Origin of the sequence: Stieleria sedimenti (assembly GCF_025060895.1) — a bacterium.
In the GTDB taxonomy this organism is placed as follows: domain Bacteria; phylum Planctomycetota; class Planctomycetia; order Pirellulales; family Pirellulaceae; genus Stieleria; species Stieleria sedimenti.
Window position 1 is genome coordinate 1 of the sequence record NZ_JANZKV010000188.1, and the last position, 25,301, is coordinate 25,301.

Sequence of the window (25,301 nt, forward strand, 5' to 3'; positions counted from 1 at the left end):
TAAAGCCTGCACACCAGCGTCGTTGGTGTCCAGCCTTTAGGCGACCGCTTTTGCGAGTACGATTGTCCTTCCGGGCCGTCGTCCGTAGGGCTCGCCCCGACGACCTAGAAAGGACGTCGTCAAACGACTTCCCCTCATTCGACCGTGGTTTCCCCATGCTGACCGAATCCTCGCGACAACGTGATTTCCCCGGCCTGTCCGGCAAAGACTATTTCAACACGGCCGCCGAAGGCATCCCCCCCACCGCGGTGCTAGACGCTCTTCAAACCTATGGCCAAGACAAATTGCTGGGAATGGACGGACGCGATTGTCACGCCAAGGTTTGGGAAAGCGCCAAGCAGCAAATCGGATTGGCCTACGGATTAAGCGCCGGCGAAGTCAGCCTTTGCTCCTGTTCGTCCGAAGCGTACAACCTGGCGGCGATGGCGTTGCAGTTGCGTGAAGGCGACGAGGTGGTGATCAACGATCTGGATTTCCCCGCCGGCGCGACGCCTTGGTTGCACGCCAGCTGTCCCGCAACCGTCAAAGTCTGGCGGGCACGCGACTGGTCACTTCGCATCGAAGATCTGATTCCGCTGCTCAGTCCCCGCACCCGGATGGTCACCACTTCGCTGGTCAGCTTTTTCAACGGACACAAGATCAATCTGCCCGAACTGACGCACGTCGTCCGACGTCATTGCCCCGCACTGATCTCGGTCGACGTCACGCAAGCACTCGGCCGGATCCCGCTCGATCTGACCGATGTCGATTTGATCGTCAGTTCCACGCACAAGTGGATCCTGGCCACACACGGAGGTGGATTGGTCGGAATTCCCTCCTCCAGTGCCGAACGGTTGACCGCACCGGCGGGCGGATGGTTTCATTTGGAAAACGCGTTCAATGCCGATCGATTTGAACGCGCCGTTCCCAAACACGGCGCCGCCAGCTTTTCCGTCGGGATGCCCAATTATCCCGCCGTCTACGCGATCGATGCCGGGTTGAACTACGTCCAATCGGTGGGCGTCGAACAGATCGATGCCCACTGCCGCCCGCTGGTTCGACTCTGCATGGATGAACTGAAACGATTGCCCGTGCAATGCATCACCCCCGACGAACCGGACCACTTGGCCGGCATCATGGCGTTCATGCATCCCGATGCGGACCGGATCTACGCCGCGCTGCACCAGCAGAACATTCACGTGATGTGCCACGCCGGACGCCTGCGAATTGCGATCCACGGCTACAATGACTCGGCGTCGGTTGAACGATTGATCGAAGCGCTCCGCGGTGTCGTTTGATAGGACAGCGCGACGTTGACGGAGCCACGCCCGGCAGAGCATAGTGAGTCTGCCTGCTGGCGAGGACAGCTACGCAAAGAACACCTTCTCGGCCGTCTTTCGCAACATCCAACTGCGATCGCGATCGCTCAAAAAGTCCAACTTGGATCGAATCAAATCCAAGGACTCGTGATACGTATGCCCGTCCTGCACCTGGTAGGGGCAATCAGTTGCCCACATCAGCCGATCAGTTCCAAAGGCATGGGCCAGTCGGTGAATCATCGCGCCCAGATCCGTGTACGGTGCAGCTTTCTTTCCCAACGCGTAGAACGCCGATGTTTTGACGTGGGTGTGTTGGTGTTCTGCCAAACGACACAGGGCATCAAGATCCTGATCGTAAATCGTCCCGTCGATCCCGATGCGGGCAAAGTGATCGATCACAACCTTCGTCTCAGGATATTGCCGACACATCTTGTCGACCGACGGCAGATACTCCGGGTTGATCAACGGACAGATCGCCATGGATTCGTCCGCCGCGCAGGCCCACATCCTTTTCATCCCTTCGCCGGCCAGCCAACGGTCGGGATCGCTTTTTCCCGACACGATGCGGAACCCGCGCACCCCTTTGGACTTCAGCGATTTCATGGTTTCGACCGGATGATCGTCGGGATCGATCACCGCCACGCCCGAAAACCGACCGGGATGGTTTGCGATCACGTCCAACATGTACGAATTGTCAAACCCGTAAAAGCTCATTTGAATCAAGACGATCCGACTGACCCCCAGCGGCTCGGCATGTTGCATCAGCTGCTGGGGAGTAAAACTCGGCGGCTGCATCGCCGAAACGCCATAGCGATTGTCCAGCGGATACGCTTTTGTGTCCGGCGTCCACACGTGCACGTGCGCGTCGATGTACCCTTTATCATCCGACGATTCCGCCGCAACGGATTGGCGTTGCATTGCCATCGTGCCGGCGGCTGCCGCGACACCCGCGATCCAATCACGCCGCGCTATCGATTGACACGGTGTCGCGCGGTCGCGTTGCCGAGTGTCGGCTAAATCGAATTGACTCATGATGTTTCCTGCGAGGCTCCCTGGATGGACGACGATACACCGCTAGCGATCTTGAACCAGCTGATTCAGATTCCGAGTCAAAACCCGATGGGGCATGACCATCGCGGACCGCAATGGTGCGAACAAGGCGTCAGCGATTGGCTTTGCCGGTTTTTTGCAAGTCACAACATACCCCATCGCTACGACCAAATCGAACCGGGCCGTGGAAATGTGATCGCCAAGTTGGCGGGTCATCCCGATCGGTCCACGATCTTGCTGGACGCACACCAAGACACCGTGCCGGTTGCCGGCATGACGATCGATCCCTACCTGGGTATCGAGCGGGACGGCCGAATCTGGGGCCGTGGAGCCTGCGACGTGAAAGGCCCGATGGCCGCGATCCTGTCGACCGTGGCACGTCTCCATCGCGAACCAGCTCGATCCCATGCCGGCCTGGTCCTTTCGATGACCTGCGATGAAGAACTCGGACAGAAAGGAGCGATCGATTTGGTGAAGCGATTTGGCTCCGGTGACAGCTTCCTGACGCCCACGCCCGACCTGGCGATCGTCGCGGAGCCGACGGAGTTGAATGTCGTGGTCGCGCACAAGGGTGTCTTGAGATGGAGAATCCAAACGACAGGCGTCGCGGCCCATAGCAGCCGACCCTCGCTCGGTCAAAGTGCGATCTACTCGATGGCACGCCTGATCAGTGGATTGGAACAACTCGCCGACGAACTCCAAACCTCCGGCCCCGACCATCCATTGTGCGGTCGCCCCACGCTCAGTGTGGGAACGATCCATGGCGGCGAAAGCGTCAACATTGTTCCAGAACGCTGCGTCATCGAAATCGACCGCCGCGTCGTCCCGGGAGAATCCTTCGAAACGATTTTGCATCAAACCCGACAGGCATTGAAAAACCAATGCGGAATCGAGTTCGAGATGTTGCCGCCGGACACGAGCTGCGAACCGCTTCGGGACGGAGAAAACGGAACGCTCGCCGAGACGCTGGTCCGACTGACCGGTCAGGTTGCGGGGTCGTCCCGAGCGATCGGCGTCGGGTTCACGACCCAGGCACCCAAATTTGCCGCCGCGGGTCTACCCACCGTCGTCTTCGGCCCCGGCTCGATCGATCAGGCCCACACCAAAGACGAATGGATCGAAATCGAACAACTCAATCAGGGCGCCGAGATCCTGTATCAAGTTGCCAAGCAACTGTGACGCCCTGGAACGAGGAACGTTGGATCAAACGCAATCATGCTAGAATGCACCGAGCGGCGGCCTAGAATAACGGCTGTCGCCTTTTCGATCTTGTGGAGCCCTGCATCATGTTCACCGTTTCCTGCCATTGCGGCCAACGTGTCCAGGTGCGGCCGTCAAAGGCGGGGGCGACGATCGAGTGTGAATCCTGTGGTAAATGCTTCAACGTCCCCTCACTGGGCGAGATGAAACGCTGTCAGCAGCGCGACGAACCGATTCAGGGACAACCGATCGACTCGGTCGAGACCGCGGCGGATAACCAACTGTCCGAGATTCCAACTTCTTTTTACGTTCATTTCTGCGGCGAAGTCGGATCGACCGGACGCGTCTCGACAACCGCCATCGAAAACTATTCCGGCGTCGTTGTCGAGGCGATCGATGCGGTCCTCAATGCATCGCAATCGGACAACGGGTTCGAGCTGATGGTGTCACTGGCAGTGCTCCCCGGTGCGACGCGGCTGCTGCAAATTGAAACCGCGTCTACCGACAGCGACAAGGACGACGACGGGGCTCGCCGGCGTGTCGTGGAGCAGATGACTCAACGGATCGAATCCTTTGCCGTCCCGGATGTTCAAGACGGACCGGTCGCTTTCCTTGTGTATCGCCGCATCAATTCGGCTGCCTGCACCAAGATCGGCATCAAACCCTTCAGCTTCTATCAAAACGAAATCGAAAAATGTGGCATCGATGAAGCATTGATGCGGGCGGCCAACCTGGCCGCCCCCTCACCGGAAACGTCTCCCCAGACTACCTCTTGGTGGAACGCATGGGTCGACCGCCTGCGCCAACTGATTTTCCAGCCGTCGGCACCCGAGGAGCCGCCGCCGACGGCCGAACAGAAGTTTCAGGAAATCGGTGCCTGGATCGAATACACCGAAGAACTCTATGCCAGCACCTCTGACGCGGAGCTGAAACGGCTGTTACGGAAAAGCCCCTTTGAGTTGGCACTGCACGTCGCGGTTGCGGCACGCCATGCGCGGAACGAAGCATTCGAGAACGCGATCGAAGCCTATTCGGGTGCGATCGGACTGGCCCCCGAGTGCGCTCCGCTGCTGGGCCGCCGCGGCTGGTACCACCTGGTTGTCGGCAACCATCAAGCCGCCCTGATCGACCTGAACCGAGCGATCGAATTGGCGCCCTTCGCCCCCTGGTTCTACTTTCATCGCTCCAAAATCTTCTCGGGATTGGAGGCCTGGGACCAGACGCTTTCAGATTTGGACACGGCCATTCGATGGGCACCACGCGAACCGGCCTTTCGTTTTCGTCGCGCCGAAATCTTGCTCTACCAAGACCATGGGGCGCGGGCGGTCGATGAACTCAACGAAATCCTACAGCTCGATCCGCACAACGGCGCCAGCCACGCCATGCTGGGATGGTTGTACCAGCAAGACGAGCATCGTGACGAACCGCGGGCGCTGGAGCATTTGACCCGCGCGATTGACGTGATGCCCGGTGCCGTCGCGCCTCGGCTGCACCGAAGCATGCTCTTCACGTCGCAAAATAAGTTCGCGCTCGCACTCGATGACTGCGACAAGGCGATCGAAATCGAAGCGGACGAAGGACAATCCCATGCGCTCCGCGGGCGAATCCTACAGATGCAAAGCGAATTCGAGGAGGCCATCGACGCGTGCAATCGCGCGATCGAACTGGGCGTCGACACGCCGGCGGTGTTCTTGACACGAGGATTCTCCTACGCGGCAACCGACCGGCGCGACCTCGCCCTGGCCGATTGCCACGCGGTGCTGGAGTTAGACCCGGAGAACCCGATCGCGTTGCACTTGCTCGGATCCCTCAGTCTGCAACAAGGCGAACTGGAAACGGCGATGGAAGCCTTGACCGAAGCAAGCCGACTGGCGCCCCAATGGACCGAACCCCGCGAACAGATCGCGTTGTTGCACCGCATGAATGAAAATCCGCAAGCGGCCATCGAAGAACAGTCGGCGTTGATCGAGCAAGAACCCGAACAACCGGCCCATTATGTCAACCGAGCGTTCGCGCACACGCAAGCGGGCAACCACGACGATGCCCTCGGTGACTACCAGCGGGCCTGTGAACTCGATCCGGAAAACGAACATATCTTTTTCCTCCGCGGCTGCTTCTTCATGGATCGCCAGGAAGACGAATTGGCGTTGGAAGATTTCAACCGTACGCTGGAACTCTCTGGCGTCTACGACGGCGCTCGGCTGCGACGGGCCGCCGTGCTGATGCGTTTGAAACGCCACGACCAGGCGCTCGAAGACTACGAGAAATTGATCGAAAAATTCCCCGACGATCCCTACGCCTATTCCGGCCGCGCCTACGCCCATCAGATGCAAGGCGACGAATCGGCGGCCGAAGCCGACATCGATCGCTTAGCCGAAATCGCACCGGAAAGTGCCCAGGAAGCGGCGATCCAGTCGCTGCACGCCAAAGTCAATCGCCTGGAAAGCGAAGAACGCTATGACGATGCGATCGGTGTCGCCGAAGAAATCATCGAGATGGCGCCCGAACACACCGCCGGATACCGACTGCGTGGATGGATTCGCTGGTACACCGAACAACACGTCGAAGCCTGCGATGATTACACGCAACTGCTGGAAATGACTTCTGAACAGCCCGATGCGGATTTACTCAGCTCACGCGGACAAGTTTACGCCGAAATGGGCGAGTGGAAGCTTGCCTTGGATGACCTGGACTCCGCGATCGAGTTGAGCCGAACCGAAGGGTTGCACCAAGTGCTCGCCTTCGCACTCAATGGCCGCGCCTTTGCACTGGCCGGGCTGGATCGAATGGAGGAATCCGAACGTGACTACCAGGAATCCGTCGGCTTGTGTCCGACCAACGCATGGGCCTACTACAACCGCGGTATCGTCTTGTTCCAACGCGGCGATCACGATCAAGCCAAGCCCTTGCTCCAACGGGCACTCGAACTGGACGGCCCACCGCTGACCCAACGCAAACGACAACGTGCCCAAGCCGTGCTCGGCGGGCTGACAGACAGCTGATCGCGGCCGAACCCCTGTAGCGGTTGAAGCCAATAGCCGGAGGTGAGCGCAGCAACACCCCGCAGGGGTCAAAGCCAGTAGCCGGAGGTGAGCGCAGCAACACCCCGCAGGGGTCAAAGCCAGCAGCCGGAGGTGAGTGCAGCAATACCCCGCAGGGGTCAAAGCCAGTAGCCGGAGGTGAGTGCAGCAATACCCCGCAGGGGTCAAAGCCAGTAGCCGGAGGTGAGCGCAGCGACACCTCCGGACATCCGGCCCCCGCCGGACGCGACCCCGAAGGGCGTCGAAGCAAATCGCGTCCCCCCAAACCCTGGCTGACGCCGCGTGAACGAGCAACCCGATCAACTCTTCCCGCAACGCAGACTGCAGATCCGCCGGCGAAGCGATTCGCTGAGACCCCGTCCGGGGTCGATGGGAATTTGGAATATGCTTCCCGGAGGTTGCGCTGCGCTGACCTCCGGCTACTCGCTGGAATCCCTTCGGGATACCGCAAGCGAGAAACGCGATGGATCAACGCACACCCCATTCCTCGATCGCCGACAACAGCTCATTGCCGGTTTGATGCCAACGAACTTCTTTCGATGCCTCGCTTGCCCGCTGCACACGAGCCACAATCGGCAGCTCCGGTGAGACGACATCCAACGTCCCCGGAACACACAGTGATAACAATCCGTCGACGTCCAGGTATTTGACCGCACCGGGGACGAACATCGGATCGTCTTGCCGCTGCAACGACGCGAATCGAAACCCTTTTGTATCGATAAAGGTCCGCCCAACCCCGCCACCGGCTTGGCTGCGCGCAGCCGCAGCGATCGCACCGGCGTGGCCGCCGATCCCGACCAGATGAACGCGCTGATTGCCCGTCGATGAAGCGTGCCGGATGACCGACAGCACATCGTGGACCCGCTGAACGAACAAGGGATGGTTGTAGCCATAGGTGTACCCGGCGAAACGATGCCAAGCCTGTTCGCCACCGCGTTGGTACCACATCCGCTGAGCGTCGAGCGACCCACCGGCGGAGACAAATTCGCCTTGCCCGATCAAATCGACTGAGACAACCCGGTATCCGGCGCGGGCGATCTTCGCGACCAGCGGGTTGATGCGATCGCCATCCCAAAGGCCTTGTTTACCTTTATCGGCGATCCACACGATCGTTCCCTTCGCCCCGGAATCACCGACTTCCACGATCGGCAACTGTTCGCCGGCGTGATCGAGCAGCCCCACCGCGATCGACAATCCCTCCCGCTTGATGGCATCGACTTTGTGAAACGAAGTCGCTTGAACCTGGTCCAGCCGGCGCCCGAGAATCGTTTCCCAAGCACCTCCGACCACACGCCGATACTGCTCAAGTTGGTCGTTCGTCGAGGGGATCAACGCGTCCATCTGCTGCCGAGAATCTTCCGCGGCGAGTTGTAAGATCCTGACTTCGTGGGGATCGCCGATCGCGTCACCGCGGGGCGCCGGATGCTCGTCCGTCCACACCGTGGCTTCCGAACGAGAAAGCGGCACGTAGTCCTGTTCCAAAATCGGCTCCTTGAACCCGAGCTTGAAGTGCCGATTAAAAAACGCGTACATCACCGCACGATTGACGTGGTTGTAATTGTGCTTGAAGTGCAGATTGAACGCCGCGGTCAATCGATCCTTGTGTCCAAGATCGGCATACAACTGACGCAAGTCCGGATAGCCCTTGGTCTCCAATTCAACCGTCCAATCGTCGGCGGCGGTCAGCCCCAACGGTCGCGGCGCGATCGCCGCGGCGATGTCCACGTTGCCTTGATCGATCCGCATGTACGGCGCGTTCTCGCACGTGCATCCACCTTGCATCGACGTCGATACCATCACGCACGGCATGGCCGCCGCGATGCGATCGTCGATCGCACCCAAGATCATCGATTGTGTTCCACCGCCGCTGGCCCCGGTCACACCGATGCGGGTCGGGTCGGTTTCGTCCAGCTCCAACAAAAAGTCGATCGCGCGAATCGAGTTCCAGGTTTGCAGTCCCATCATGTTTTGCAAACGAAGCTCCGCCTGCGCGCTGAAGAACCCCCAGTCGGTCGCGCGATCCAGATGTGCCGCTTTGTCGGGGCGATGTCCGATCTGGATCGAATCGGCGTTTCCCGTCATGTCGTAGACAAACACCAGACACCCCATGCGGGCCAACTGAACCGCGCGAGCCTGGATCGGGAATCGTCCGCCGACTGCAAAGCGTTCGGCGCCGCTGGCCAAATCGGCGCGGATCTGAGCTTCACCGGCATCGTAAAACCGACCGTCGCTCCAATGGCCGTGCGGCGACAAGATTGCCGGAAACGGACCCGACTTGCCTTTCGGGCGATACAGGCTGCCGGTCACAAAGTGTCCCGGAATCGACTCGAAATAAACGCGATCCACGACGTAATTGTCTCGCTCGACGCGGCCGTGGATCACGGCGTTCAAGTCGGGTTTGCTGGGCATCGGCCACAGGCCTTGCGACAACAATATCCGTCGTTGAATCTCCGCACGTCGCTTCGGCCAGGCATCCGGATCCTCGACCGGCTGGAACGGAAAGTAGCTGTTCAGGTTTCGCAGTTCGCCCAGTCGCCGGTCGGCCGGACGCGTGGCTTCGGGCAGTGCCCGGAGCCCATCGGCCGAGGCAGCGATCGTGCAGGCAATCCACAGCAGACATGTCGAGAAATATCGCATAGTGATGGCAGGGGAGTGTCGGAAACAAATGGAGAAATGCCCCACCAGCATACTCCAATCAAGCTTCCAGCTTGCGACCCGTGGCGTACGCTTCCAGCTTGCGACCGGTGGCGTACGCTTCCAGCTTGCGACCGGTGGCGTACGCTTCCAGCTTGCGACCGGTGGCGTACGCTTCCAGCTTGCGACCCGTGGCGTACGCTTCCAGCTTGCGACCCTGCTCAACGCAAGCTGGAAGCTTACGCCACTGTTTTCGGTAGAGTACACTGGGTTTCCCCGCCTTCCTCCCACCTCCCGCGACGCCCGCCATGTCTCGCATAGCGAAGCGACTGATTGTTCTGCTCGGACTGCTTGTCGTTCACGCAACAGTAAACGCCGACGACTACGAAACGTTTGAGCGCAAGGTCCGCCCCTTGTTGGTCGAGCACTGTTACGAGTGCCATTCGGCCGGCGCCAAGACGGTGCACGGCGGCTTGCGACTGGACACCGCCGAAGGCGTCCGGCAGGGTGGTGACAGCGGTTCGGTCGTCGTAGCCGGAAAGCCCGACGAGAGCCTGTTGATCGTTACGGTTCGTTACGACGGCGACATTCAAATGCCGCCCGACGGAAAGCTCTCTCCAGACGATCTGGCCACGCTGACGAACTGGGTCAGGCAGGGCGCAGACTTTCCACCTTCCGAACAAACCGAACAAGCCCGTCACGGCGCGATCGATTTTGACGAAGGACGGCGATTTTGGTCGTTTCAACCCGTCCAGCGTCAACCGCTGCCGGACGTCGGCGGATCCGATTGGCCGCAAACGCGTTTGGATTCGTTTGTCCTCGCCGCGATGCAGCGGCAAGGGTTGGCGCCAACCGACCGCGCCGACCGCGTGACGCTCGTTCGACGGCTTTGCTTCGACCTGACCGGTCTGCCGCCGACACCGGCCATGGTCCGTGACTTCGTCGATGACGAATCACCCGACGCGTACCGACGGCTGGTCGACCGACTTTTGGACTCGCCCCGATACGGCGAGAAATGGGGCCGCTGGTGGCTGGACATGGCGCGTTACACCGATCGCACCGCGAGCTGGCTGTACCAGACCGGGCAATCGCACTTCTATCGCGATTGGGTCGTCGAAGCGTTCAACCAAGACATGCCCTATGACGATTTTGTTCGCCGCCAGTTGGCCACCGATCTGATGTCCCAGACGGGTCCGAGTGACCTGCCCGCCCTCGGTTTCATCAGCCTCAGCCCGACCTATTGGAAAGAACTGAAACTGCCCTGCGAGATCATCAAGGTGATCGTCGCCGATGAATGGGAAGAACGCGTCGACGCAGTATCGCGAACCTTTTTGGGGCTGACCGTCGCCTGTGCCCGCTGTCACGATCACAAATTCGATCCGATCAGTACCGAAGACTACTACGCGTTGGCCGGCATCTTTGCCAGTTGCCGCCAAGTCGAACGGCCGCTCGTTCCCGAAGAAGAATACGAACCGGTGCGTCTGGCGCGTGAACGAGTTGCCGCGTTGGAAGCCGAGATCGCAAAACGAAAACGCGAAAAACCGCTGCCCACCGAAACGATCGAAAAACTGACCGCGGAAATTAAATCCACCAAAGCCTCGACGCCACAGTATGACATGCCGATGGCCAATGCGCTGTCCGAAGAATCGCTGTTCGTCGTCCGCGCCGGAAAGACTGCACAAGAAGGAACGAAACTGGAGTATCGCGCACAACCGCGCGATCTGCCGGCGTTCATCCGCGGCAATCCCAATCGCCCCGGAAACATCGTCCCGCGACGATTCTTGACCGTACTCGCGGAACAACCCGAACCCTATCAAAACGGCAGCGGGCGACTGGAACTGGCCGAATCCATCGTGACCGAAGCGGCTCCATTGACCGCCCGCGTGATCGTCAATCGCATCTGGCTGGCCCACTTCGGCACCGGGCTGGTCGACACGCCGAGCAACTTCGGCACCCAGGGCAGTCGCCCGTCACATTCGGAATTGCTGGACGATCTGGCCGCCCACTTCATCGATTCGGGCTGGTCGCTGAAACAGTTGCATCGCCAGATCCTGCTCTCGGCCACCTGGCAACAATCGTCGTCGGCCGCGGCGGAATCCTTTCAACGCGATCCGGAAAACCGATGGCTTTCTCGCATGAATCAACGTCGGTTGACCTTTGAGGAATGGCGGGATTCGATGCTGATGGCGAGCAATGAATTGACCCAGACGATCGGCGGTCCGTCCATCGACCTGGACGCAAACGGAAATCGACGCCGAACACTCTACGCAACCGTCCATCGACGCGACATGTCGCCGACGCTGATGGTTCACGACTTCCCCGATCCGACCCAGCACAGCCCCAAACGAACACCGACGATCACGGCACTGCAAGGGCTTTACGCCCTCAACGGTCCGCTGCTGCTGAATCAATCGCAGTCGCTGGTCACACGATTGAAACGTGAAGTCCCCCACGATCCAGCCGCCCAAATCGATCGGCTCTATTGGCTGCTGTTCTCTCGACCACCCGACGATCGAGAGTTGCGGATCGGAATGCAGTTCCTGAAACCGACAGATGTCGATCCACCCGCCACGCGTTTGCAACAATACGCCCACGCGCTGCTGGTTTCCAACCAAGCCCTGTTTGTCGAGTGAGCCCGATTGCGTGACCAGCCGAAGAGACCGACCGATGTTAAATGAACCGAAGTCAACGATTGATCGCCGCCAGCTACTGGGACAACTCGGCGGCGGGATGGGGATGCTGGGTGCCGCCCACCTGTTGGCATCGGAATCGAGTGGCAACGCGGGCCCACATTTCCCGGCCAAGGCAAAACGCGTGATCCACCTGTTCATGAACGGCGGACCCTATCAAGGCGACTTGTTCGATCCAAAACCCTTGCTCCAAAAGTATGCCGGAACGCGGCCACCCGGCGCCGACCTTCTGACCGAGCGGCCTACGGGAGGCTTGCTGCCGTCACCGTTTCAATTTCGCCAACGCGGTGAAAGCGGAGTCCCCGTCAGCGAGTTGCTGCCCAAACTCAGTCGGCATATCGACGACATCTGTGTGCTTCGCTCCGTGCATGCCGACAATCCCAATCACGGGCCGGCGTTGCTGCAGATGAACAACGGCACGATCACGCCGACGCGTCCGAGCATGGGAGCCTGGTTTTTGTACGGTCTGGGCAGCGAGAACGCCAACCTTCCCGGCTATGTCGTCTTGTGTCCGGGACGCCCCGTTCGATTCTCCATTTTATGGAACAGCGCGTTTCTGCCGTCGGAATACCAGGGGACCTACATCAATCACTCCACCATCGATCCGGAGAAGATGTTGCCCCATCTGCGGAACATGCGCTGGAACCGCCAGACCCAGCGTGAACAACTCGATCTGTTACGGCAACTCAATGTTGAACAAACCGCCGCGCAAGCTTCCGCACAATCGGCCGTCCATCGCGACCGCTCGATGCTGGACGCCCGCCTGGAGTCGATGGAAACAGCGTTCCGCATGCAATTCGAAGGCAGCGAAGCATTTGACTTAGATCGCGAAACCAAGCAAACCCGTGCGGCGTACGGGGACGGACATTTTGCCAACGGCTGTCTGTTGGCGCGGCGATTGGCCGAGCGAGGCGTTCGCTTTGTCCAAGTGTATTATGGCAACGGGCAACCCTGGGACACGCACAGCGGACACGACGGCACGGTACCCAAGCTGTGCAAAAACATCGACCAGCCGATCGCCGCGTTGATCGCTGACCTCAAGTCACGCGGCATGTTGGAAGACACGCTGATCGTCTGGGGCGGAGAATTCGGACGGACGCCGACGTCGGAAAACGGCAACGGGCGCGACCACAACCACCATGGTTTCTCGATGTGGATGGCCGGGGGTGGAGTCAAGGGAGGCATGACGTATGGTGAGACCGATGACTTTGGGTTCCGAGCGATGGTCGACAAGATGCACGTGCACGACCTGCACGCAACGATTCTGCATTTGCTGGGACTCGATCACGAGCGGCTGACCTACCGTCACGCCGGCCGCGATTTCCGCCTGACCGACGTCCACGGCCGCGTCGTGGACGAGATCATCGCGTGATCTCTTCTACCGGAAGAATCTCGCGCTTGAGGGCGTAGTATCCTTCCCAGTCCTCATTGTAAGTCATGGATTCTATCGATCTTTCAAAGCGAAAACGATCACCAACTTGCAGCCCAAACGGATTGCCGACGAAACAATTGTCAATGACACCGCTATTCAGCCATGCAAACTTCAACGATCTCCCAATTACGAAGCGTGACGAAATAGCCGCGGAATTCCGGGTCGCCCTCGACGCTGTAGACGATTTCGATGGCGTTTGAATCATCGTACACGTTGACACCGATGTGATTCACCAGCCGCACTGAAAGCTCGTCGACTGTTTGGATTTCAGGGTGGCATTTGACCAGCGCCGAAGAGAGATCAGGCCACAGCTTCGCGTGCCGAATGGGCAGTTCATGGATAAGAGCACGTTGGTGCTGGGACGGCCCCGAATCATCAGCTCGTAAATGGAGATGAGCCGTCTCGATTGGTGGAGAGTCAAATGGAATGTCGGCATCCCATGAATCAACGTAGTAGTTCAGTTGACCAAAGTCCGGATCGTCGATTGTCTTCCGCGGACTGCCCGACAAGCCCTCAGGTTCGTCGTATTCGCCAGCGGGCAGAATTCGGATCGTGATTTCGTCACCCGTCGTGACGTCTGGCGGAGGCCACGCGACGTGATGTTGGCGATCCTGCGACCCATCGAACATGCCGAGTCCGCCGATTTGCAAATCGTGGGTCAGTTCTTGATCGGGATGCTTGACGTACGTGAGACCGACCGAAAGGACTCCATCTCCGTTGATTCCGGAAATGCAGACACGCTCGCCGTTCTTCAATATCTCAAAACGCGTTGACATTCTAGGAAGGTGTCTCCGTTGGTGGCAGACAGAATTCTAGCCGATCGTAGCGGTCGAGTGAGCCGTCGCCGGCGGCGAGTCGACGAGCCAAAACGGAAATGAACATGGTGGTCCCTCCGCTCCACGCCCCCACTCCGCCCCACGCCCCCGGATGGGCTCGCAGGGTCACGCCCACGGCGTGCCACATCAAAGCTTGGGGCCGCGTTCGCGCACCCCAAGATCCGGACACCACCTCGCCGCCAACACCAATCGGCAACGCTGTGAAGCATTTATTCCCTGCGTTTGACGAGGTGTTAGCGGCAGGGCGCAAGCCCTCCGGTCCCTCATCGTTCCCGAAACACCGGAGGGCTCGCGCCCTACCGCTAAGAAATGCTTCACAGCGTTGCCCAATCGGGGTTGAACAAGACAGGCTCAAGCGAAGCGTCCGCCAGCATAGGATGCAAAAGCCCAGCGGGCTGACAGAGTGCTTGCTGGGCCCGTCAGGGCCAGGAATTCGAATGAAACGCCGGCGCAGGCCTGGAAGGCCGACACAGTGTGTCTGCTGAACCGCGTGTGTTGCTAGAAGCTGGGAAATTGTGTCGGCCCGCTGGGCCTCAGCGACTCCTTAAAATTATTTCCGGTGGCTCACGCCACCGGCATCCACTCTGCCGGCCCTCCGGGCCTAAAGGACCTCGCTTGTCCGTGATTTCAGAGATCTTGCGAGCACGTCGCGTGCGTCCTCGGACACATTCGTGATGTGCCGGCGGGAATCCGGTCGGGCATTGAAAATGACTGTTTGTAAATCTACTCTTCATCGAGTGCCTCGCCGAAGTGTTTCATCACGAAGCCGCCGGCGAACTCGGCGAGCGATGACCAGCTCGATCCTGTCAAACTGGTGTCCCACAAACTCGTGGCGGCCACGTCGACGACCGCGAATCCGATCAGCGCAACCCCCGTCCAGGCAATCGTCTTTGCCAGCCACATCGGAATGACCATCAAATCTCTCGTCGGTACGTGTTGAAGATAAGAAGCGGGGAAGGGGCATGATCCGATCAATCCAGAGATCGGTTGCGTTGCGACTGCGATTGAAACACCCTCTGACCGTCCAGCCAAGTGGACTGAACCACGGTGTCGCGGATTTCGTCGTCGCGGCAAGTCAGCAGGTCGCGGTCGATCACCACGAAGTCCGCTCGCTTGCCGATTTCCAACGACCCGATTTCTTCTTCAAGCCGCATCAACCAGGCGTTGTTGATCGTGTAAAAGCGTATCATCTGCTCGCGGGTGAGCGCTTGTTCGCGGTGGATCGGAGCGTCGTGCCAACGGGCGGTACGAGTCACGGCGACCCACATCCCGAGAAACGGATTGTACGGATTCACGCTGCGAAGCGATCCGATCTTCTGCATGTGATCACTGCCACCCCCGGCGACCACCCCCGCGCCGAACAGACTTCGCAATGGGATAAAATGCTTCAGCCGATCTTGACCGAACTGGGCCACCAGCGTGCGGGCATCCAGATACAACCACGCCGGCTGTAAATCCACCCCCACGCCAATTTTTGCCGCACCCGCGATGGCTTTTTCACTCATGAAACTGCTGTGAGTAATCGATGACCGTGTCGGGGCGATCGGAATATCTTGATTGACTCGACCATAGGCGGCCACGAGTGCTTCGACGGCGGCGTCGCCCTGGCAGTGCGCGGTGAATGCCAGCGAACGACTAACGCACAGCCGAACCAATTCCTCCAACCGATCGTCGTCGATGAACTGCATGCCGCGATAACGCGGGTCGACAATGCCGTAGATGCTGCTCGTCCCCCAGGGGCGAGTGAAGTAGGCGCTGCCGGTCAGCATGCCGCCGTCTTCGAACACTTTCACGCCGATCACACCGAGCCTGGGATCGGGCGACGTGAACAGCGGATCGGCTGCGATCTCGTCGAGCCGTTGTTCGATTTCCGCGAGATCGGCGTTGGGGGTCAGCGAACGTGACAATCGCGTCCGCGTCGTCAACCGCCCCGATTCCAACAGTCGGGCGTATTGTGCCCGAGCGGTATCATTGCAATTGCGATCGATGATCCCCGTGATTCCCCAGCGGTTGTAGTCGCGGATCAATTCCGCCAGTCGATCATCGAGTTCATCTTGCGACAATTGCTTGCGGCTTTGATCACGACGCGTTTTCAAGACCGATGACGATTGACGAATCACTCCGGTCGGCTCGCCGCTGGCGGGATCGACCGCGACGTGCTGCGGATGCTTGGCGGCAAAGGCTTTGTCGATTCCGTTCTCCGCCAGTGCGAGTGAATTGGCGCTGCCGTCGGGACCGGTGCGAAACCAGACCGGGTGATCGGGAGCGACCGAGTCGAGTTCGATGCGGGTGGGAAAACGCTGTTCTCGCAACCGCGTGATGAAGACTTGCTGAAGCACGATCCATTCGCCCTTGGGGACGACGGCGGCCCGCTGGCGAAGATAATTCAACACGTCCTCGATCGTTTCCATCGGCGGAATCTCGTGGTCCGCTTCGTATTGGCTGGCGCCGGTCGGATGGACGTGTGAATCGATCAGCCCGGGCAACACCATGCGGCCGTCCAGGTCGACGAGGTGCGTTTGGGAATCAACATGGCCGGCGATCTCCGCGTCACTGCCCAACTGAATGATTCGTCCATCCTGGACCGCCATCGCCTCGACGACGCGAAACCCCGGATCGACGGTCACGATCTTGCCGCCACGTAAAACCAGATCAGCGGCGGGGATGGAAGGCGATGTGATCAATAACGCTAAAACGGCAAAGGCAACTCGACGGGGCATCACGGACTCTCGCGGCTTGGGACGTTGTGTTTTGCGTGTCACGGGGAGGGTCAAAAAATGGAATGGTCAAAAAATAAAAACGACAGGAGGACAATCAGGTCGGGAACGACCAATCCATTTTCTGACCTATTCTATCGCCACGGACGCTCGAGTCGGGTCGGTGAACCATGCATTCGGAGCGTTTAACGCCGCCTTAACTGGACAGCTCTAAATTTTGCGAGAAGCGATTGTGAATCGCCTCCCATGACCTAACCGATCGCGTCGATCCATGCCTGTGGACTCGCCGAAGTGTCAAAACTAACCATCGGCAATTGCAAATCAGCCAATCCTTGCCGCAGGTCGGGCTCGATCTTTCCCGAAACGATCAGCAACCACTTCACCGTATCGCCCGCGTGACCTCCGCAGGGCGTGATGCCGGCGAATTGCTGCAATCGGCGACACTTTTCCTCCAAGTACTCCGGCGTCCAGAACCCGACAACTTCCACATACACCAAGATGCCTCGATGACGATGATGCAGCGCGAAATCCGGCGTCATCACGGTTTGTCCGCGGACAAGCAACAGGGACTCGCGTTGCCAGGTCCAGCCTTCCACCGGCGCCTTCTGCCAGGCCGCGTCGACCTCCGCTTCCAATGACGAATCGAACGCATCCGGAGCACTGAGTGCGGCTGACAATCCATCGGCAGGGGAAAGTTCCATCCGAAAACGCTGCTTCCGTGGCCCCAGAATCTCGGCCGTCAGGTGCCAACCACGACAGGCCAACAGCTTTGCCGCCAGCGCCGCGAACCGCACGCCGTAGCGAGTCGATTGACGCAAGCTACTCTGTGGGCCGTCGAAGATAAATCGGTAGCGGGGTTGTTCGGCCGACGAAATCAGATCGATGCGGTGCATCAGCCCGGCCAACTTGGCGTGTCGGACGATCGTTTTCAAGTCGTCGGTGGCGTCGATGCGGACGCGTGTCGCGCGATACAACGCGGCTTGGGTCTGCGCGACGTTGTAAGCCGAAAGCAATTGCTGCGGCGTCCATTCCGAGCGGAACGCTTTGAGACGCTGTAACTCCAGCACGTCGCTGAACAGATCCGCTTCGATCTCTGGCCACGTCCGACCGAGCTCTTTGGCCAGTTCACTGCGGACTTGGTTCGCGTCATGGTCAAAAATCCCCTCGCGATGTTCCACGATCGGATGCCGGTCGGCGGCGAAATCAAAGACGCGGCGTCGCAGCTGCAATGCCGCTTTGCGGTTGGAGAGGTATTCGGATTGATCGTCCAGCAACTTACAGAACGCGGCGATGCGTCGTGGCGGACAACCAAACAATCGATTCAAGCAAGTCTCGATCCGTCCGTGCAGCACCTGTCGCGGATCACCGATTCCGTCACGATAGACCCGCAGCATTTGCTTCGCCGCGGCGACATAATCGGCATCGGTGCCGCGGCGGAGTCGATCGGGCCGGACGATCATCCGTTGAAAGTCGTAGTGGACGATACTGTGTTCGCTACGGATCATCGTTTTTGCCGGTAGGCTTCGTTACGGCGACGATCGCGGCTACGCTTGACTTCGCGTGTGTCTTCGACGACGACTTCGTAGAGTTTGGCGCGCCGACCGCCGCGTCCCTTTCGCAAAACACGTCCCAGTCGCTGGATGGCCTGACGCTGGCTGGACAATCCGCCCAACACGATCGCCGTTTTGACTTCCGGCAAATCCACACCTTCGTCCAGCACCCGATTGGCCACCAGTACACGGTAGCGTCCTTCGGCGAAGCCTTCCAACCATTGCCTGCGTTCTTTCTTTCCACAGTGGGACAGCAAGCAGGGCACCAGGAATCGCGTCGAGATTTTGCGAGCCATCACATTGGAACCCGTGAACACGATGATCGATTCGTCGCAGTGGAGTCGAAACAAGTCTTCCAGCATCCGCAGCTTGGCATCGGCGTGTTCTTCGATCTGTCGTTTCAATCGGAAGGCTCGCATCGCAATCACGGCGTCGCGGGCGCGGTCGGGCTCTTCTTCGGTGGCCGCGGAAAGCGCGTACGTGTCCTCCCATTTGAACTTCGGATCGATCGTCTTTTGCTCGAACACAAATTTCTGGATCTGCTGCGCATGTTCACGATAGCGGTGTTGCTCATCGTCAGTCAGTCGGACGGCGATGCGGTGCACGCTGTAATCGGCCAACGACGCGCCTGACGCTTCGGCGATGGATTGTTGGTACAGCGTCGGCCCGACCAATTCATGCAAACGCGTCATGCGTTCGTCGTCACCGGGAAGCGTCGCGGTCAAACCGAGGCGATGGGCCGCGATCGACATCCGCGCCGCGTCACTCCGCCAGGGACCGGCCAGGTGGTGAACTTCATCGAAGATGATCAGCTGAAAACGATCACCGATGCGTGGCATGTGGATCGCGGCGCTGTCGTAGGTCGTCACACTGATCGGGCTGACGCGATGGACGCCGTCACCGATCAATCCGGCATCGATGCCGGTGGCTTCCAAGATTTTGGCATGCCACTGATACATCAGGTCGCGGACGGGAACGACGATCAGAGTGCTGCGCCGATTGCGGATCATCAACTCGATCGCGACAACGGTCTTTCCGGTGCCGGTGGGCATCACGATCAATCCGCGCCGGCCGCCGGTTTCAAAGGCCTCGACCGCTTGCTGTTGATCGTCCCGCAGCGTCACTTGCCGCAGGTCCTTGATCGACAACGCGCGAAACTCCGCCGCCCCGGCATCGCGTCCGACCCGCCAATCGAATCCGCCGGCCAGCGAGTGATCCAACCCCCGCCGAATGGCATCGGCGTGCATCGCATCACCGCGAAAGCAGTCTTCGCGATCGTCCCAAGCCAGCGGAATTTCAGCGAAAGCCTTTTCGACGAATCGTGGCGACAAACCGAACAGCCGCACCGTCCCCTGGTGAAAATCGATGGACGGCCGGGGTTTGTCTGCGACGTTCATGGCAAGGTTCTGCGAAACGGATCACCGGCGGTCGAGGCCCACCGTTTGCAGAATGATACTCTCTGTCGCGTTCAGCCATCGCCGAAGTCAATTCAGCTTGCCCAAATCAAACCGCCAGACTTGTTTTTCCGCATCGACGATAAATGCGAATCCGTCGTCCGCCACGACCGAATAAAACTCTGCCTGCCAGCGACGATCTGGCTTTGGCAGAATCCCGATGAATTGCACGGTACCGCTGGCCGGATCGATTCGCATCAGCCGGTGATCCAACCCGGCGGTCACGATCGAATCGGTGGTCACGCCGCTGGAGTTCGAAAATCCGAGCGAATTGATGAGCGACCAGCGTTTCACGCCAGTCGTCTTGTCGACGCAGATCATCGCCCCGGGATCATTCAGGCTTTGGTGTGTGCAGGTGACGACCAGACTGTCACCGTTGTCAATCACGTTATTGGGCCAAACCTGTTCACGGTCGACAAAGACGTCGGCGCAGTCAAACGCCCAAGCCAGTTTGCCCGAGGCAAGTTCAACCGCATTGAGACGACCATCGCGAGTGCCAAAGTAACATCGTCTCTTGTCGCATTGTAGATTTCCGAAACTGCAGCCGCCCAGGGGCAGTGTCCACGTCGGAGTTTGAACTCCAGTATCGAAACAAATCAGCCTGCCACTGCCCGTGTCATCGTTTGCTTCGTAGTCCGTTGTCACGAGCACCAATATCTTACTCCCCCGGGTCGCGACCGCCGCATTGATGACGCCGCCATCGCGATCGATTGGGTACGCGAATGTCTCTCGCCCATTTTTCGGATCGAAACTGACCAGCTGCGTCGTCCCGGCGACCAAGACTTTTCCGTCATGGATCAAGGGGTGGCTATTTCCACAACCTGGGAGTTGCTTTTCCCAAACTAACTTTCCAGACTTTGCCTCCACCGCATGAAACCAGGTTTGTTTCTTCTTAAAGCTCGTGAAAAACACCTTGCCGTCGTAGAGAACAGGGTTGGCGTCGACCCGTTCCAGATGATCAACCTTCCATTGCAATTTCCCAGTCAACTTGTCGAGACAGTAGAAATTGCCGTCGCACGCACCGAAGTACATGGAGGTCTCGTCAAAGCAGGGCGTCGAAAAGATTTTGTCTTCTGTCGTGAAGATCACGCCTCCGGCGCCCGCGGCGATCATCTCGGTGGTCGCTGGGATGTCGACCGGCTGTTGCGGTTTCGCGGCAGGGTTAAATTGGACTTCTTTCGGCTCGGGTGCTCGCAACTGGATACCCTCGCGGACGTCACCGTCGGTGACTTCGATGATGACCGAGGCCCCGTTTTCAGCATCCTCCGCCGCAAGCCAAAACGGTGAAACTTGGATGTAGTGTTTGCCGGGTCGCAATCCACGGAGTTCAAAGGTCCCATCCGCTTGAACGTCGACCGTCGGATCGTAGTAGCGATTTCCCCGCAGATCCGCTGGGTGGGCGCGGACTTGGCGCGGCGGTGCGTCTTCCTCAAGCGACGCGACTTTGCCGCGAACGGTCGCGCCGCGTGTGAGCGTGAAATCATAACCATCCATCTTCAGACCCGGCTGCGTCGGTAAAGGGTCGCGAGCGACCGCGCCCCACTTTCGCCACTGGCTGTATTCGCCGTCAAATGCCATCAAGTTGTAATGGAATTCGTTGCCCGCCGGCATCACAACGTTGTAGGAACCGTCCTCGGCGGTCTTTGCGCTGTAACGCGTGTCGCCGGTCAGCGAGTTACCGCTACCCGTTTTCGCTGGGGCCACCGTCGCACCGGAACGTGGATTCCCGTTCGGATCGTAGACGTGGCCGCTGAATTCGACACCCTGCTCGACAACAATCTGGACGGGCTTCATGCCGGGCGTGAGGTCGAAGGCCAGGCCATCAAAGTTTCGCTGAAACGTGCCCGGCTTGACGTCGTGGCGCTGCCATTCGTGTTTTGCATCGGGTGACCACCACCGTCCCAGCGGTCCGTTTCTGTGGAACTTCATCCCGCGATACTCAATGGGGTCTCCGGCACCGACCGAGAACTGAAATTCACCCGGCAGCATGCCGTCAATCACAAGTCGTCCTTGCGCATCCGACGTCCCGCGGAACTGTTTCTGAGCAAAACTCCAGAGCACCAGGCCGGCGAACGGTTCGCCACTGTTGGCGTCCTTCACCAGTGCTTCAAAACGGACCCCCGGTTCAAGTTGAATACTCTTTTCGAGTGCCTGGCCATGACTCAATTGCAAGGTGTTTGTCCTGGCAACGCCGACGGCGTCCGCAACGGTGATTTCGTAATCGTCTGGAAACACGTACAAGCGGTATTTGCCGAATTGGTCAGTTTTCGTTTCCGTGGCGACTTCGGTGATCTGCACGCCATCTCCTTGGATGTTTTTTTGCGTTCCGCGAACGGTCACGTCCGCTGCCGGGGATCCGTCGGCCGCTGTGACGGTGCCTTCGATGTAGGTTGTCGAGTCGAGCGTGACGATCAAGCCGTCGACACCGACAGGTTGTTGGGCGACGTAGTGCGGAGAGTAGCCCGGTTTCATCCAGCGAACTTCGACTTTTGAACGCCCGTTGTCGCTGTCAGGGCGAAATCGGAACACACCATTCTCGTCGGTTGTGGTCTCGTCGCCGGGGTGCCAACTCCATGCATCAACCGTGACTCCGGCCAGCGGGCTGCCTTCCGCATCGATAACAACCCCAGCCAGCTCAAGCGGATCGATGTTCTGCGGCATCATCTTCTGGACATCGTCATCAAGTGTCGGGGGTGGCGAATCCTGTGTCTGCGGAGCGGCGAGCGATACTGTTAGTGTCGTTAGGAAAAACGCACAGACAACCGCCAGCAGCACGAGCAAGCTTGCACCTTCGGCCAAACGCGCGCCATGGCTGGGCTTTGTCGTGGAGCAGTCGATCAGTCGCTCAAGCCGAATTCGCAATTGGGATCGCGAGGAAACCGAGGGTACGGCGGTCGAAACGGCTGAGTGGTTCCGTGTCAGCGCCGCGCGGCCACGGGTGGCGACTTCAATGAGCGTCCCCGCGTAGCGTTTCGGATCGATTCCGCAGCTCACGACCGATGCGTCACAGGACAGCTCTCGATTCAGACGCACTTGGCGTGAGATCCACCACACCAATGGATGGAAGAAGAACAGCGTTTCGACGATGCTCTGCAGGAAGTTCACCAACGCGTCATGCCGCCGCAGATGGGTAAACTCGTGTAACAAGACATGCTCGATTTGCTCGATCGAAACTCCGTTGGCCAACGCGACAGGCAGCAAAACGGCCGGACGAAACACGCCAACGACGGTCGGGACCATGGTCTGGTCGCACCACAGGACCAATGGCGTCTTTCGCAATGTGAATTGTTTCGCAATGCGATCCGCAAGTCGTTGCACGTCCGGGTCTGTGACCCTACTGGCGCCTTGACGCAGTCGACGGCTCTGCCAGTATCCCCGCAACAGCCGGAGGGTAAACAGCGTGACGCCAACCATGTACGCCATCGTCACGTACCTTGCCCATGAATCATTACCACCGATCCAAGAATCGCTTTCCGATGAAAGAGTCAAAGCTGTCTTCGCTCCAATCTCTCTTGTCGCACTGTCCGGCGGTGCAACGTTGCCGGAGGTGATTGGCCCGACTTCACCTCCACCTGGCGTGTTTTCTACTCGCAAACTCTGTGAGTACGAACCGCTGCCCAGACCGCTGCCCAGAGTGATCGCTGGTGCGATCCGGGCCTGGCTGGTTGCTTGGGCCGGCTCGGCCAGCCACAGCGCGACAGCGAACATCGGCAGCATGGATGCAAGTGCCAAAATGCTCCAGCCGTATTTTGCTTCCGGCGATTTCAGTCCTGCAAACCGTAGCCCCAGAAAGAAAATCGCTGCGGGAACGCAGGCGAGCCAAAGGAAGTGCATCAGTGCGTGCCCGAAAAGCAGGAGAAGATCATGGTCGAGTCGCGACATTTTTTTCACCGATTGTCTTTGTTCTGAGAACGGTTCACTTCCGCACGAAGTTCGGCCAACTCTTGGTCGCTAAGGTCCGCAGCTTCGAGCAAATTGATCATCGCCGTTGCCGCGGAACCATCGAATAAACGGTCGACCAGATCACGCATCATCCGCTTGGCGGTCGACGACTTGGTCACCTTGGCTCGATATTCAAACCGGCCGCCGGACTTCTTGCGAACGACGAATTTCTTCTCTTCCATGATTCCCAGAATCGTCATCACCGATTGGTAAGTCAGCGACCGAGTGGGCTCCAGGGCATCGCGGACGGCCTGCCCGGAAAGCGGGCCTGAGTCCCACAGTACCTGCAAGATCTCAAGCTCCAGTTCGGTCGGATGTTTGGAAACGCGCCGCGGCACTGATCACTCCCGCTTCAATATCGAAGAAATTCGATTGTCGAATCAATTAGATATTGGTTTCGGCTGGAAGTCAAGCTTGTTTTTTTGAGCACCCAGTGATGCCTCACTGGCGGCGTCCCACAGCGGGATCGCCTGGCTTCCGAACGGCAGACGCAACACGCGGCTGGGCAGAAGACTGCAACGAACGGTGAATTAGCGTGCAGTTTCAATCTTTGGACGGATGTGGCACATCCCTTAGAATGGAGGTGACCATCCAGAATCGCTCTGTCGGATACACATGTCCAAACCAACCGTACGCGAAACCAGCGCTGAGTATTCGAGCCCGGTGCCGATACTCAACAGTGGCGACGTCTTGGATTCGGATGAGTTCTTCAGGCGCTATGCTGCGTCTCCTGGCAGTGTGTTTGCCGAACGGATCAATGGGAGGGTCTATTTGACGTCGCCCCTGCATGCGGCCAGTCATGGTGATCCGCATGCTTTGTTTGCGACGTGGCTGGGCACCTATGCGGCGCAACAGGAAGCATTGACTCTTTCAGACAATCCGACGGTTCGATTGGACGCCAATAACGATCCGCAACCCGACTTGTGCATGCGGCGGGAAAATGGAAACACACGACTTGTCAATGGATACATCCACGGTCCGCCCGAATTGATTGTTGAAATTGCAAGTTCCTCCGCCAGCTACGACCTTGGCGAAAAAAAACTGGTTTATCAGCGAGCCGGCGTCCTGGAGTACCTCGTCTACGAGACGGAAAAACAGAACGTGGTCTGGTGGCGATTGGAAGATGGTGCGTACGTGGAGTTGCCTGCGGTCGAAGGAGCATCCAAGAGCTGCGAGTTTCGGGGGCTGTGGCTCGATGAATCGGCGATGCGAGCAGGCGATGGAAAAGCGTTGCTGGCAACGCTTGCCGAAGGCATGCGGTCGATTTCGTAAACGACGCCTCATGCGACGCTCGGGGGAGAGCTGGAAATTGTGTCGACTGGCCGGGGCGGTCGTATTATCGCGTTCAGCCTTAGATTGCCCCACATCTCGCGGACTCAATCCGCCTGCGGAGCAGGTTTTTCCCCGAGAGGGGATACAGCAAGTAGCCGGTGGTCGCCTTAGTTCCAGTTTTGCAC

The 25,301-nt window shown here is 59.0% G+C and carries 16 protein-coding genes; 6 read left to right on the forward strand and 10 right to left on the reverse strand.

The features are described 5' to 3' along the window. The first annotated feature begins 155 nt into the window (after positions 1-155). Complete coding sequence (locus tag NZK35_RS23740; protein ID WP_259635012.1) at positions 156-1,277, forward strand: aminotransferase class V-fold PLP-dependent enzyme; 1,122 nt, start codon at positions 156-158, stop codon at positions 1,275-1,277. Between the two features lie 69 nt (positions 1,278-1,346). Here NZK35_RS23740 and NZK35_RS23745 read toward each other — a convergent pair whose 3' ends face one another. Beyond that, positions 1,347-2,330, reverse strand: a complete 984-nt coding sequence (locus NZK35_RS23745) for an amidohydrolase family protein (protein WP_259635013.1) — start codon at positions 2,328-2,330, stop codon at positions 1,347-1,349. 24 nt (positions 2,331-2,354) lie between these two features. On the opposite strand from NZK35_RS23745, the gene NZK35_RS23750 reads away from it, so the two are divergent. Together NZK35_RS23750 and NZK35_RS23755 are read left to right on the forward strand one after the other, a co-directional pair. Continuing rightward, positions 2,355-3,527, forward strand: coding sequence for a M20 family metallopeptidase (locus tag NZK35_RS23750; protein ID WP_259635014.1), 1,173 nt, complete (start codon positions 2,355-2,357; stop codon positions 3,525-3,527). 107 nt (positions 3,528-3,634) lie between these two features. After that, a complete protein-coding gene (locus tag NZK35_RS23755) occupies positions 3,635-6,550 on the forward strand; it encodes a tetratricopeptide repeat protein (RefSeq protein ID WP_259635015.1) in 2,916 nt (971 codons plus the stop codon). Positions 6,551-7,057: 507 nt separating this feature from the next. Here the strand turns inward: NZK35_RS23755 and NZK35_RS23760 are convergent. Together NZK35_RS23760 and NZK35_RS23765 are read right to left on the reverse strand one after the other, a co-directional pair. Continuing rightward, positions 7,058-9,226 (reverse strand): acetylxylan esterase, encoded by a 2,169-nt coding sequence (locus NZK35_RS23760; RefSeq protein WP_259635016.1) that lies wholly within the window; start codon positions 9,224-9,226, stop codon positions 7,058-7,060. A 58-nt stretch (positions 9,227-9,284) separates the two neighbouring features. Beyond that, entirely contained in the window at positions 9,285-9,542 is a 258-nt protein-coding gene (locus NZK35_RS23765; RefSeq protein WP_259635017.1) for a hypothetical protein, read from the reverse strand. Between NZK35_RS23765 and NZK35_RS23770 the strand changes: the two genes are divergently transcribed. Together NZK35_RS23770 and NZK35_RS23775 are read left to right on the forward strand one after the other, a co-directional pair. Continuing rightward, complete coding sequence (locus NZK35_RS23770) at positions 9,532-11,856, forward strand: PSD1 and planctomycete cytochrome C domain-containing protein (protein WP_259635018.1); 2,325 nt, start codon at positions 9,532-9,534, stop codon at positions 11,854-11,856. The genes NZK35_RS23765 and NZK35_RS23770 overlap by 11 nt on opposite strands. A gap of 34 nt (positions 11,857-11,890) precedes the next feature. Continuing rightward, a complete protein-coding gene (locus NZK35_RS23775) occupies positions 11,891-13,285 on the forward strand; it encodes a DUF1501 domain-containing protein (protein ID WP_259635019.1) in 1,395 nt (464 codons plus the stop codon). 152 nt (positions 13,286-13,437) lie between these two features. Here the strand turns inward: NZK35_RS23775 and NZK35_RS23780 are convergent, their stop codons facing one another. The 7 genes from NZK35_RS23780 to NZK35_RS23810 form a co-directional block, all read right to left on the reverse strand. Next, entirely contained in the window at positions 13,438-14,121 is a 684-nt protein-coding gene (locus tag NZK35_RS23780) for a hypothetical protein (RefSeq protein ID WP_259635020.1), read from the reverse strand. A 783-nt stretch (positions 14,122-14,904) separates the two neighbouring features. Beyond that, on the reverse strand, positions 14,905-15,096 hold the full coding sequence (locus NZK35_RS23785) for a hypothetical protein (protein WP_259635021.1): 192 nt from the start codon (positions 15,094-15,096) through the stop codon (positions 14,905-14,907). Positions 15,097-15,152: 56 nt separating this feature from the next. Then, a complete protein-coding gene (locus tag NZK35_RS23790; RefSeq protein WP_259635022.1) occupies positions 15,153-16,901 on the reverse strand; it encodes an amidohydrolase in 1,749 nt (582 codons plus the stop codon). 248 nt (positions 16,902-17,149) lie between these two features. Continuing rightward, the gene (locus NZK35_RS23795; protein ID WP_259635023.1) at positions 17,150-18,403 is read right to left on the reverse strand and encodes a DUF790 family protein; all 1,254 of its coding nucleotides are present in this window, start codon (positions 18,401-18,403) and stop codon (positions 17,150-17,152) included. Next, on the reverse strand, positions 18,400-19,845 hold the full coding sequence (locus tag NZK35_RS23800) for a DEAD/DEAH box helicase (RefSeq protein ID WP_259635024.1): 1,446 nt from the start codon (positions 19,843-19,845) through the stop codon (positions 18,400-18,402). The genes NZK35_RS23795 and NZK35_RS23800 overlap by 4 nt, the downstream gene beginning before the upstream one ends. Positions 19,846-19,932: 87 nt before the next feature. Then, complete coding sequence (locus NZK35_RS23805; RefSeq protein ID WP_259635025.1) at positions 19,933-23,736, reverse strand: M56 family metallopeptidase; 3,804 nt, start codon at positions 23,734-23,736, stop codon at positions 19,933-19,935. 53 nt (positions 23,737-23,789) lie between these two features. Then, positions 23,790-24,182 (reverse strand): BlaI/MecI/CopY family transcriptional regulator, encoded by a 393-nt coding sequence (locus NZK35_RS23810; protein ID WP_259635026.1) that lies wholly within the window; start codon positions 24,180-24,182, stop codon positions 23,790-23,792. Between the two features lie 277 nt (positions 24,183-24,459). On the opposite strand from NZK35_RS23810, the gene NZK35_RS23815 reads away from it, so the two are divergent. After that, a complete protein-coding gene (locus NZK35_RS23815; protein ID WP_259635027.1) occupies positions 24,460-25,116 on the forward strand; it encodes a Uma2 family endonuclease in 657 nt (218 codons plus the stop codon). Positions 25,117-25,301: the final 185 nt, after the last annotated feature.